Raw genomic sequence first — 11416 nt, 5'->3', positions numbered from 1 at the left:
GGAGCCACCTTTCCTCACGACACGAAAACTTGAATGAACGGAAACATACGGGTGCCTACACGGAGGCTGGATAGACCTCGGAGGCCACTTGGCACGTTTGGCCTGCGCACAACTGACCGAACGGACTAGACCACCTCGGAGAGCCGAACCAGCATGCCATCGGGGTCGGCGGTATAGGGGAGATCGGGCGCCGGAAAAGTCGACCCCCTCGCACCGTTTGACTTCGGTTGCCTGCGACGAGTTCCAGTGGCAGCAGGGGCAGCCCGTCCGGGCAGCCCGCGAGGTCAGTCGGCCGACACGACCAACCGATACCCCTGACCCGGCTCGGTCACGAGGTACCGCGGGACGGCAGGGTCCGGTTCGAGCTTGCGCCGGAGCTGGTTGGCATACACCCGTAGGTAGTTCGACTCGCGGCCGTAGCCGGGACCCCACACCTCACGGAGCAGCTCACGCTGCGACACGAGGTGTCCCGGGCGCCGGGCCAGCACCTCAAGGAGGCTCCACTCGGTGGGGGTCAGCCGCACCTCGGCGCCGGCCGCCACGGCACGCCGCTCGGCGAAGTCGAGGGTGAAGTGCGGGGTGCGCACCGCCGCGACCGACGACCCGCCGTCCGCCGCCCGGCGCCGGAGCGCCACCCGGACCCGGGCCAGCAGCTCGTCCATCGCGAAGGGCTTGGTGACGTAGTCGTCTGCGCCCAGGTCGAGGGCCTCCACCTTGTCCACCGAGTCGGTGCGCGCGGACAGCACGATGACCGGCACGTCCGAGACCTGCCTGACCCGTCGCAGCACCTCCACCCCGTCGAGGTCAGGGAGTCCGAGGTCGAGGACCACCAGGTCGGGGGGCGCGTCGTGGAACGACTGCAGGGCGGTCCGCCCGTCGCCCGCCGTCTCGACGGTGTAGTCGCGCGCCCTGAGGTTGATCGCGAGCGTCCGCACCAGGTGGGGTTCGTCGTCGACGACGAGGATGGAGCTCACGGCGCCATCCTCGCAGTGGCGCCGGTCGGGCCACCGTCCTGCGCCGCGACACCGTGGCCGTGGCGCACGAGCTCGATCACCACGGTGAGCCCTCCGCCCGGGGTGTCCTCGGCGACGATCGACCCACCCATCGCCTCCACCAGGCCCCGGGCCACCGCCAGCCCCAGACCCACGCCAGTGCCGCGAGGAGTGTCACCGAACCGTTGGAACGGCGCGAAGATCGTCTCCTTCGCGCCCTCGGGCACGCCCCTCCCCCGGTCGACGACACGCACCTGCACCCGGCTGCCGGTGGCTGCGGCCTGCACGACGACCTCTGCGCCGGAGTGCTTGAGGGCGTTCTCGAGGACGTTGGCCAGCACTCGGTCGAGCAGGCCGGCGTCGGCCTCGGCAGGGGGCAGGGTGGCGTCCATGCTGATCCGCACGCGGTCGGCACCGAGGAGCGGTGCGGAGGCGACCGCGACAGCACCCTCGACGTCGACCGCGCCCAGCCTCGGCACCACCGAGCCGCTCTGCAGCCGTGACATGTCGAGGAGGTTGGCGACCAGCCCGGTCAGCCGGTCGGTCGACTCCTCGATGGTCTCGAGCAGGTCCGCCCGGTCGTCCTGGCTGAAGACGACGTCGGGTTGCCGCAGGCTCGATGCTGCTGCCTTGATGCTCGCCAACGGGGTGCGCAGGTCGTGCGAGACGGCTGCGAGCAGGGCGGTCCGGGCGCGGTTGTCCTTGGCGAGCACCTTGGCCTCCCTGGCCAGCTCCACGAGCTCGTCGCGGTGGAGGATCGCCCCGGCCCGCGAGGCGAACGCGGACACCAGGCGCCGGTCTGCCCCCGAGAGGGTCCGACCGGTGAGCACCAGCACCCGCGTGTCGTCCACCGGGGCCCGCACCGAGGCCGTCGCCACAGTCGTCAGGTCGAAGCCCTCGGTCGCCGCCACCACGGTCCACGGCGAGCGCACGTCGTCGCGCGAGAGGACTGCTGCGGCGTCGACCGCGAAGAACTCGACCGCCTGGCGCAGGAGGGCAGGCATCGGGTCGCGTTCACCCAGGAGGGTCTCCGCCGTGGCCGCGAGCGCGTCGGCCTCGCGCCGGGCAGAGCCGGCCGCTGCCGCCCTCCGCTCGCTGACGTGCACGACCGACGAGACGGCCGCGGCGACGACGACGAAGACGAGCAGCGCGACGAGGTTCTGGGGGTCGCTGATCGTGAGCGTGTTGACCGGCTCGGTGAAGAACCAGTTGATGGCCAGGCTCCCGAGGACCGCCGAGGCCAGCGCGGGCCACAGCCCACCGACGAGGGCGGTGACGACCGTGACCAGGAGGAAGAGGAGCACCTCCAGGGGCAGGTCGTGCCACCCGGGCGTGGCCCGGAGTATGCCGGCCAGTGCGCCTGTGCCGAGCACCGCCAGCGCCCAGCCGAGCGCCGAACGCCGCGCGCCGAGAGCCGGGCCGAACCGCAACGGCGCGCGCACCGTGCGGGTCAGCTCGTGCGTGACCAGGTGCACGTCGATGTCGCCCGAGCCCTCCACCACCCGCTGACCGACACCGGTGGACAGCAGCTCCTGCCAGCGTCGGCGACGTGAGGCGCCGATGACCACCTGCCGCGCGGAGACACCCCTGGCGAACTCGAGGAGGGCGGCCGCGATGTCCTCGCCCTTGATGGTGTGGAAGGTGCCCCCGAGCTCGACGGTGAGCTGGCGCAGGTCGGCGAGACCCTCGAGCTTGGCGTCGACCAGGCCGTCGGGAGGGGTGACGTAGACGGCGAGCAGCTCGCCGCCGGCCCTCGAGGCGATCTGGGCGCCGCGACGCAGGAGCGTCCGGCCCTCCTGTCCACCGGTGAGCGCGACGACGACGCGCTCCCGGGTCGGCCACAGCTCGGTGATCTCGTGGTCGGCCCGGTAGCGGTCGAGCCCCTCCTCCACGCGGTCCGCCACCCACAGGAGGGAGAGCTCGCGCAACGCGGACAGGTTTCCCTCGCGGAAGTAGTTGGCCAGCGCGGCGTCGACCTGCGCGGCGGCATAGACGTTGCCGTGGGCGAGGCGGCGGCGCAGGGCCTGCGGAGACATGTCAACGAGCTCGATCTGGTCAGCCGACCGGACCACGTCATCAGGGACCGTCTCCTGCTGCCGGACGCCCGTGATGGCTTCGACGACGTCGTTCAGTGACTCGAGGTGCTGGACGTTGACCGTGGAGATCACGTCGATGCCCGCGACCAGGAGCTCCTCGACGTCCTCCCAGCGCTTGGCGTGGGGGCTCCCCGGGGCATTGGTGTGGGCGAGCTCGTCGACGAGCACGACCTCCGGTCGCCGGGCCAGGACCGCTGCGACGTCCAGCTCCTCGAGGGCACTGCCGCGGTGCGACACCGCGCGCAGGGGGATCCGCTCGACCCCTTCCATGAGACCCGCGGTGAACGCCCGGCCGTGGCTCTCGCAGACGCCGATCACCACGTCGGTGCCGCGTTCGCTCCTGCGCCGGGCCTCCGAGAGCATGGCGACGGTCTTGCCGACGCCTGGCGCGGCGCCGAGGTAGACCCGCAGCACTCCCCTGCTCATGAGCCGATTGTCGTCCCTCGCACTCGGCCGGCACCGGTCGGGCGGCTCATCGCTGCGTCTCGTCCTCGAGCGCGAGGTTGAGCTCGAGCACGTTGACCCGTGGCTCACCGAGGAAGCCCAGCGAGCGTCCTTCGGTGTGGGCGTCGACCAGCCGCCGCACGACGGCGTCGCTCAGCCCGTTGGCGGCTGCCACCCGGGGCACCTGCGCGATCGCGTTGGCCGGCGACACGTGGGGGTCGAGGCCGCTGCCCGAGGCGCTCAGGGCGTCCGGCGGCGCAGCCCCCTCACCCACTCCGGCCCACGCGGCCTGACGTTCGCGCACGGCCTCGACCTGGGCTTGCGACGTCGCGGCGAGGTTCGAACCACCACTGACGGCACCGGCATACGCGCTCACGGAGGGGCGCCCGTGGAACCACTGCGGGCCCCTGAAATCCTGGCCGAGGAGGCTCGAGCCGACCACCACGCCGTCCCGGCTGACCAGGGAACCGTCCGCGCGGTCGGACAGCCCGACTCGCCCGACGCCCCAGACCACGGCCGGGTAGAGCACGCCCAGGAGCACGGTGAGGACGAGCAGCATCCGCAGGGACGCGACGAGCTGGCGTGGTGAGGACATCTGATCAGGCCAATCCGGGGAGGAGGGAGACACCGAGGTCGAGGAGCTTGATGCCGATGAACGGGGCGATGACGCCGCCCAGGCCGTAGACGAGCAGGTTGCGACGCAACAGCTGCGCGGCGCTGGAGGGTCGGTAGCGAACTCCCTTGAGTGCCAATGGGATCAGCGCAAGGATGATCAAGGCGTTGAAGATGACCGCCGACAGCATGGCCGACTCCGGTGACGACAGGCGCATGACGTTGAGGGCACCCAGGCCGGGGAAGAGCGAGATGAACATCGCCGGGATGATCGCGAAGTACTTGGCGATGTCGTTGGCGATCGAGAAGGTCGTCAGGGCCCCGCGGGTGATCAACAGCTGCTTGCCGATCTCGACGACCTCGATCAGCTTGGTCGGGTCGGAGTCGAGGTCGACCATGTTGCCCGCCTCCTTGGCCGCCGAGGTGCCGGAGTTCATCGCCACGCCGACGTCGGCCTGCGCGAGCGCCGGGGCGTCGTTGGTGCCGTCACCGGTCATCGCGACGAGGCGCCCGCCCTCCTGCTCCTTCCTGATGAGGCGCATCTTGTCCTCCGGGGTCGCCTCCGCGAGGAAGTCGTCGACTCCTGCCTCCTTGGCGATCGAGGCGGCGGTGAGGGCGTTGTCCCCGGTGATCATCACGGTGCGAATTCCCATGGCACGCATGACATCGAACCGTTCACGCATGCCTGGCTTCACCACGTCCTTGAGGTGGACGACACCCAACGCACGAGCCGGGGTCGAGCCGTCCTGGCGGGCCACCACGAGCGGCGTGCCGCCGCAGCTGCTGATGTCGTCGACGAGCACCCGCACGCGGTCCGGCACGGCACCCCCGGACTCCTCCACCCAGCGACGCACGGCCGACGTCGCACCCTTGCGGATGTGGGTCCCGTCCGGCAGGTCCACCCCTGACATGCGCGTCGTGGCGCTGAACTCGACGAACTCCGCGCCGTCGCGCACGAGCACCTGGGCGGAGCGGCCGCCGTTGACGGCGTACTCGGCGGTGGCGAGGTCCACGATCGACCTCCCCTCGGGCGTGGAGTCGGCCAGCGACGACAGGTATGCCGCGTCGGGCAGCTCGTGCTTCGTCCCGCCACCGAGCGAGAGGAGCTCGGTGGCGCGACGGTTGCCGAAGGTGATCGTGCCGGTCTTGTCCAGCAGGAGCGTCGAGACGTCGCCAGCTGCCTCGACGGCGCGCCCCGACATGGCCAGGACGTTGCGCTGCACCAGGCGGTCCATGCCCGCGATACCGATCGCGGAGAGCAGCCCGCCGATGGTCGTCGGGATGAGGCAGACGAGGAGGGCGACGAGGACCACCACCGGCTGCCCGTGGCCGGAGTAGACGGCCAGCGGCTGGATGGCCATCACGGTCACGAGGAAGACGATCGTCAACGTGGTGAGCAGGATCGTCAGGGCGATCTCGTTGGGCGTCTTCTGCCGTTGGGCACCTTCGACGAGGGCGATCATCCGGTCGATGAAGCTCTCGCCCGGCTTGGTCGTGATCCGGACGACGATGCGGTCGGACAGCACCGTCGTGCCACCCGTGACCGCGCTCCGGTCGCCGCCCGACTCACGGATGACGGGTGCGGACTCGCCGGTGATGGCGGACTCGTCCACGGTGGCGACGCCGTCGACGACCTCGCCGTCACCCGGCACCACCTGGCCGGCCTCGACCACCACGGTGTCGCCGATGGTCAGCTCGCTCCCGGGCACCGACTCCTCGGCGCCGTCCGGGCGCAGGCGACGGGCCATCGTCTCGCGCTTGGCCGCTCGGAGACTGGCCGCCTGCGCCTTTCCCCGGCCTTCCGCGACGGCCTCAGCGGCGTTGGCGAAGAGCACCGTCAGCCAGAGCCACCCGGCCACGGACCAGCTGAAGACACCGGGGTCGGCCAGGGCCAGACCGGTGGTCAGGGCCGACCCCACCCAGACCACGAAGATGACCGGGGAGCGGTAGACGTGTCGGGGGTCGAGCTTGGCGAACGCCTGCGGGACGACGGGCAGCAGCGATCGGGTCATGACAGTGCCTCCGCGACGGGACCGAGGGCAAGTGCCGGGAAGAAGGTGAGCCCGGCCACGACCAGGGCGATGCCGGTGGCGAGACCGACGAAGAGCGGGGTGTGGGTGGGCATCGTCCCGACCGTGGCAGGTCGGGTGGGCTGCTCGGCGAGATGCCCCGCGAGCCGCAGCACCAGCAGCATCGGGACGAACCGGCCGAGGAGCATGCACACCGCCAGGGTCAGGTTGTACCAAGGGTTGTCGGCGGTCAGGCCGGCGAAGGCGCTGCCGTTGTTGTTCGCCGCAGAGGCATAGGCGTACAGCACCTCGGTCAGCCCGTGCGGTCCGGTGGCGAGCATCGCGGACCGGGGTCCGTCGCTGGCGAGTGAGCTGCCGGTGGACACCAGGACCAGGACGGGCATGACGAGGACGTAGAGGGCCGCGCAGGTCACCTCGCGACGGCCGATCGTCTTCCCGAGGTACTCGGGTGTCCGACCCACCATCAGGCCTGCGACGAAGACGGCGAGCAGGGCGACGACGACGATGCCGTAGAGCCCGGAGCCCACGCCGCCCGGTGACACCTCGCCGAGGACCATGTTGGCCAGCACCGTCCCACCACCGAGCGGGCTGAAGCTCTCGTGCATCGAGTTCACCGCGCCGGTGGAGGTGCCCGTCGTCGAGGCGGCGAAGATGCTCGAGCCCCAGACGCCGAAGCGCTGCTCCTTGCCCTCCATCGAGCCGGTCAGCCCTCCCGAGGCGGACACCTCCGCCCAGCTGGTCACAGCCACTCCGCCGGCCCACAGCAGCGCCGCGAAGCCGCCGAGCGCCCAGCCCTGCCGACGGTCGCCGACCATCAGGCCGTAGGTGCGGGTCAGGGCGAACGGGATGACGAGCATCAGGAAGATCTCGAAGACGTTGGTGAGCGGGTTCGGGTTCTCGAAGGGGTGGGCGGAGTTGGCGTTGAAGTAGCCACCGCCGTTCGTGCCGAGCTCCTTGATGGCCTCCTGCGAGGCCACCAGGCCGCCACGGATCACCTGGTCGGCCCCCGACAGGGAGTGGATGACGGTGGGACCCTGGAGGTTCTGCACGACGCCACCGACCAGGAGCAGGACCGCCGCGGCGACGGAGGCCGGCACGAGGATCCGCACGATCCCGCGGACCAGGTCGACCCAGAAGTTCCCGATGGCCGCGGCCGACCGGCGAGCCAGGGCGCGGACCAGGGCGACGGCCACGGCCAGTCCCACCGCCGCTGACACGAAGTTCTGGACGGTCAGGCCCACGGTCTGGAGGACCGGGCTCGCCCCCACCTCACCGGCATACGACTGCCAGTTGGTGTTGGTCACGAACGAGATCGCCGTGTTGACCGCCGTCGTCAGCCCCATCCCGTCCGAGCCCTGCCGGCCCGGCAGGTGGGTCTGCCCGACGACCAGGCCGAACAGCGCCACGACCCCGACGGCCGAGAAGGCCAGCACGCTGGCGGCATACGCGCGCCAGCCCTGTTCCGAGTCAGGGTCCACGCGCACGAGGCGGTAGACGACCCTTTCGACGGGCCAGTGCCGAGGGTCGGTGAACACCTTCGCCATCCACGCCCCGAGCGGGTGGTAGCTCATCGCGAGGAGCAGGACCAGGAGGCCGATCGTCAGCAGACCGCTGAGGTCGTCCGACATCAGAACCGCTCCGGGCGGACAAGTGCGTAGACGAGGTATCCCAGCAGCGCGAGGCCGAGGACTGCGGCCACGAGGTTTTCGATCACGTTGTCAGTCAACGACTTCCGTCGAAGCGCAGGCACTCCCTTGACGGGCCCCTGACGACCCTTGACGCGATCTTGACGGCGCGGCGTTCAGATCGCGTCAAGGATCTTGACCGGGGCCCGTGGCGCGAGGCGTGATGCAGAGATGCAGATCGACCAGCTTGCGTCCCGACGTCGCCCCTGGGTCGTCACGGCTGCCGCCGTCGCCCCGCTCGTCCTCTGCGCGGCGATCGGTGCAGCCGACGACAGGGTGCCCGATGCGAGCGCCGCGGTGGGTCTCGTCCTCGTCATCGTCGCTGCCGCGGCGACCGGGATCCGCGCCGCCGGCCTGGTCGCAGCAGTCTCGGGTGCGGTGGGTTTCGACTTCTTCCTCACCCAGCCGTATCGGAGCCTGGCCATCGACAGCGCCGAGGACGTCGAGGTGGCGCTGCTGCTGCTGGTCGTGGGGGTCGCCGTCACCGAGCTGGCCCTCTGGGGTCAGCGGCAGCGGGCCGACGTCGGACGTCAGCGGGGCTATCTCGACGGCGTCATGGCCACGGCCGAGTCCGTGGCGCGGGACGGCGACCTGGCGAGGGTGACGACCTCGGTGGCCGCGCGCATCCGGGAGGTGCTCGACCTCGACCGCTGTGACTTCGTGGCCAGTGCCCGGCTCCCCGGCGGACCCGTCCTCGAGCGCGACGGCTCGGTCACCCGCGGGGGCACGTCGCTCGACGTCGAGCGCTCCGGGCTCCCGGTCGACCGCGTGGTCCTCCTGCCCGTGCACGCGGGGCCCGCGCCGCGCGGCTACTTCGAGCTCACGAGCGCCTCGCACGTGGCGCGCCCGACCCGGGACCAGCGACGGGTCGCCGTCCTCCTCGCCGACCAGGTGGCCGCGGCGCCGCCGGCCTGACCGTGGAGCGCGTCACAGTTTCCGGCCCGCCGTGTCTTATCGGGTGACCGGCTCACCCTCCGGTCGAACCAACGGCACCCGCCGGCGGAGCACCTCCACGTCCACCGCCGGCGGGTGTCACCCCGAGCTCCACCACCAGCCCCAGACACCCTCGCCCGAAGGACGCGTCACTTTCCGTGACCCACACGCGTCTTGAGGGTGCTGCGAAGAACCCCTGTGCCCGCCCGCAGCGGGGATCCCAGCGCGCGACTGCGAACCCCGAGCGCGCTGGGATCCCACCTCGGGACACGAGGGACCGACGCAGCAACGACCAGCGGAAGCCCCGGGCGACCCACCGTCACGCCCGAGGACGCCGACGCGCCTCGGGCTCAGGCACGAGAGAGACCGTGATGACCGACCACCGCACTCCGGCGCAGCTGTGGCGCAAGCACCGGATGCGCCAGGTGATGCTCTTCGTCACCGTGCCCGGGGTGCTGCTCGGGACCGCCAGCATGACCGCCGCCTACTCGGCCGGGTGGATGACCCCACCGACCCCGAAGCCGGTGTGCCGCCCGGTCGTCGCGCCAGCGCCCGCGCGGGCGTCGTTCACGGTCAACGTCATGAACGCCACCGGCCGCACCGGCGTCGCCGCGCAGGTCGCCGCCGGCCTGGCAAAGCGCAAGTTCTCGGTCGACGGGATCAGCAACGCCCCCGAGTCCTGGTACGTCACCCAGTCAGCGGTCGTGCACCACGGTCCCGACGGTCTCGACCAGGCCCTGCTCACCGCCTCCCAGATCCCCGGCGCGAAGCTGTTCGCCGACTCGCGCAAGGGCACCTCGGTCGACGTCGTCATCGGGCTCGGCTACGAGTCCCTGGGGCCGGTGCCGTCCGAGGTCGAACCGGCCGCAACCGGTGGCGCGGCGGCCGACTCCGTCGTCACGGTGACCCGACCCTGTCCGTGACCCACGGCAGGTAGGTCAGGCCTTCATGAGCGTGCTGATGAGCCAGGCCGACTCGGTGCGCAGACGCTCCGCGGCGCCCGCGTCGCCCGCGAGGTGCCGGATGAGGGAGTTCTCGAAGAGCCCGTCGAAGACCGAGTAGGCGGTGACCGACGGCACGGCCGGCACGGTGTCGCAGAGCTCGGCGTGCCGGGAGACGACCCGCCAGATCATCTCCTCCAGCTGGTGGTCGAGGTCGACGACGGTCGGCTGCAGGGCCGTCTCGAACATCGCCTGCGAGCGCATGTCGTACCAGAGCCGGTGCATCGCGGTGTCCTCGAGCATCGTGCCCACGAGGGCGTCGGCGAAGAGCCCGGCGAGCTCCTCGCCACTCGCCGCCTGCTCGACGATCTCGTCGTAGCGCGTCACGCAGTGCTCCTTGTAGCGGCGCACGCAGTAGGTGATCAGCTCGATCTTGTCGCGGAAGTAGTAGTGCAGGACGCCGTGGGAGAAGGCGGTCTTCTGGGCGATCTCGCGCAGGCTGGTGCGGGCGAACCCGAGCTCACCGAGGGTCTCCAGGGTCGCATCCGCCAGCTCGCCGCGGCGGGCCTCGAACTTGTCGACCCGGACCCGGTCGAAGCGGTCGGTCTGCGGCTCCACGACCTGCGTCACGCCCACCCCCTCCTTCCGTGTCGGAACGTCCCTCACCGCGACGGCGTGAGCTTCCTGAGGAGCTCCGCCTGGCTGCCGAGCATAGCGACCGCGGTTGTCTTGACGAGTGTCAAGGAAACTCTTGACAGGTGTCAAGGGCGAAGAGCACGCTGAGCCCACGTCGGCTGGCTGCAGTCCCTGATGCGCAGCCGGCCGGCGTACCACCGGGCGGTCGACCCACGCCGCCCCGCAGGCAAAGGAGCCCGCCATGACCTCGATCGACCTCACCGGCCGCAAGGCGCTCGTCACGGGAGGGGCCCAAGGCCTCGGAGAGGGCATGGCGGCCGCGTTGGCCGCGGCCGGGGCGACCGTGATGATCGCCGACATCCAGGACGAAGGTGAGCAGACCGCCAAGCAGCTCGGCGACCAGCACGGCTTCGTGCGGCTCGACGTCACCGACGACGCCAACTGGGAGTCGGCCGTCGCGGAGACGGTCGAGCGCCTCGGGGGGCTCGACATCCTGGTCAACAACGCCGGCATCGAGATCACCAGCCTCATCACCGAGGTCGACGCGGACGACATCCGCAAGATGCTCGACGTCAACATCCTCGGCACGACCCTCGGCCTGAAGCACGGGCTCCGGGCGATGCGTCCGGGCGGCGCCGCGGGTCAGGGCGGCAGCATCACCAACGTCGCCTCGGTCGCGGCCACGATCGCATTCCCCGGCATCTCGGTCTACTCCGCCACGAAGTCCGCCGTCGACCGACTCACCCGCGTGGCGGCCATGGAGTCCGGCAAGCTCGGCTACGGCGTACGGGTCAACTGCATCTACCCCGGACTCGTCCCGACCGCCATGGGCGCCGGGCTGGCCAACGACGTGGCGGCACTGGGCCTCTTCCCGTCCCCTGAGGCCGCGGTCGGCGCGGTCATCGAGCTCACCCCCTCGGGCCGGCTCGGCCAGGTCGACGACATGGCCGACGCCGTCGTCTTCCTGTCCTCCGACGCCGCCAAGTTCATCACCGGCGCCGGCCTGCCGGTCGACGGTGGCATGGGCATGTGACGCCGGCGTCCTCG

General features: G+C 71.0%; 10 protein-coding genes. 3 read left to right on the top strand and 7 right to left on the bottom strand.

The genetic code is table 11. The annotated features are described in order from the left end of the window. Positions 1 to 284 precede the first annotated feature (284 nt). From ASG91_RS06395 to kdpF, 6 genes are read right to left on the bottom strand one after another with little or no spacing between them, the layout of a single operon-like run. Positions 285 to 974 carry a response regulator transcription factor gene (locus ASG91_RS06395; protein WP_056921737.1) on the bottom strand — a complete coding sequence of 230 codons (690 nt, stop codon included), beginning with the start codon at positions 972 to 974 and terminating at the stop codon, positions 285 to 287. Beyond that, a complete protein-coding gene (locus tag ASG91_RS06390; RefSeq protein ID WP_056921736.1) occupies positions 971 to 3514 on the bottom strand; it encodes a DUF4118 domain-containing protein in 2544 nt (847 codons plus the stop codon). Before ASG91_RS06390 ends, ASG91_RS06395 begins: the two co-directional genes overlap by 4 nt. A gap of 46 nt (positions 3515 to 3560) precedes the next feature. Beyond that, complete coding sequence (kdpC, locus tag ASG91_RS06385; RefSeq protein ID WP_056921735.1) at positions 3561 to 4127, bottom strand: potassium-transporting ATPase subunit KdpC; 567 nt, start codon at positions 4125 to 4127, stop codon at positions 3561 to 3563. Between the two features lie 4 nt (positions 4128 to 4131). Further along, positions 4132 to 6156: a potassium-transporting ATPase subunit KdpB gene (kdpB, locus tag ASG91_RS06380; protein WP_056921734.1), complete on the bottom strand. Its 2025-nt coding sequence runs from the start codon at positions 6154 to 6156 to the stop codon at positions 4132 to 4134. Beyond that, positions 6153 to 7802, bottom strand: coding sequence for a potassium-transporting ATPase subunit KdpA (gene kdpA / locus ASG91_RS06375; protein ID WP_056921733.1), 1650 nt, complete (start codon positions 7800 to 7802; stop codon positions 6153 to 6155). The genes kdpB and kdpA overlap by 4 nt, the downstream gene beginning before the upstream one ends. Then, positions 7802 to 7900, bottom strand: coding sequence for a K(+)-transporting ATPase subunit F (gene kdpF / locus ASG91_RS06370; protein ID WP_235545444.1), 99 nt, complete (start codon positions 7898 to 7900; stop codon positions 7802 to 7804). Before kdpF ends, kdpA begins: the two co-directional genes overlap by 1 nt. A 130-nt stretch (positions 7901 to 8030) precedes the next feature. Here kdpF and ASG91_RS06365 point away from each other — a divergent pair, with 130 nt between their 5' ends. Both ASG91_RS06365 and ASG91_RS06360 read left to right on the top strand, forming a co-directional pair. Continuing rightward, entirely contained in the window at positions 8031 to 8774 is a 744-nt protein-coding gene (locus ASG91_RS06365; protein WP_056921731.1) for a DUF4118 domain-containing protein, read from the top strand. Between the two features lie 389 nt (positions 8775 to 9163). Next, on the top strand, positions 9164 to 9715 hold the full coding sequence (locus ASG91_RS06360) for a LytR C-terminal domain-containing protein (protein ID WP_056921730.1): 552 nt from the start codon (positions 9164 to 9166) through the stop codon (positions 9713 to 9715). Positions 9716 to 9730: 15 nt separating this feature from the next. On the opposite strand, the gene ASG91_RS06355 is transcribed toward ASG91_RS06360, so the two are convergent. Then, a complete protein-coding gene (locus tag ASG91_RS06355; RefSeq protein WP_056921839.1) occupies positions 9731 to 10363 on the bottom strand; it encodes a TetR/AcrR family transcriptional regulator in 633 nt (210 codons plus the stop codon). Positions 10364 to 10610: 247 nt separating this feature from the next. Between ASG91_RS06355 and ASG91_RS06350 the strand changes: the two genes are divergently transcribed. Next, positions 10611 to 11402: an SDR family NAD(P)-dependent oxidoreductase gene (locus tag ASG91_RS06350; protein WP_056921729.1), complete on the top strand. Its 792-nt coding sequence runs from the start codon at positions 10611 to 10613 to the stop codon at positions 11400 to 11402. Positions 11403 to 11416: the final 14 nt, after the last annotated feature.

The organism is Phycicoccus sp. Soil802 (assembly GCF_001429605.1).
Taxonomy (GTDB): domain Bacteria; phylum Actinomycetota; class Actinomycetes; order Actinomycetales; family Dermatophilaceae; genus Pedococcus.
This window is presented reverse-complemented; position numbering and strand designations above follow the sequence as displayed.

Excerpts from the sequence above, each read along its gene's own strand:
- ASG91_RS06350 (WP_056921729.1), top strand. The coding sequence starts at position 10,611 with ATGACCTCGATCGACCTCACCGGCCGCAAGGCGCTCGTCACGGGAGGG.
- ASG91_RS06360 (WP_056921730.1), top strand. The coding sequence starts at position 9,164 with ATGACCGACCACCGCACTCCGGCGCAGCTGTGGCGCAAGCACCGGATG.
- kdpB (WP_056921734.1), bottom strand. The coding sequence starts at position 6,156 with ATGACCCGATCGCTGCTGCCCGTCGTCCCGCAGGCGTTCGCCAAGCTC.
- ASG91_RS06365 (WP_056921731.1), top strand. The coding sequence starts at position 8,031 with ATGCAGATCGACCAGCTTGCGTCCCGACGTCGCCCCTGGGTCGTCACG.
- ASG91_RS06390 (WP_056921736.1), bottom strand. The coding sequence starts at position 3,514 with ATGAGCAGGGGAGTGCTGCGGGTCTACCTCGGCGCCGCGCCAGGCGTC.
- kdpC (WP_056921735.1), bottom strand. The coding sequence starts at position 4,127 with ATGTCCTCACCACGCCAGCTCGTCGCGTCCCTGCGGATGCTGCTCGTC.
- kdpA (WP_056921733.1), bottom strand. The coding sequence starts at position 7,802 with ATGTCGGACGACCTCAGCGGTCTGCTGACGATCGGCCTCCTGGTCCTG.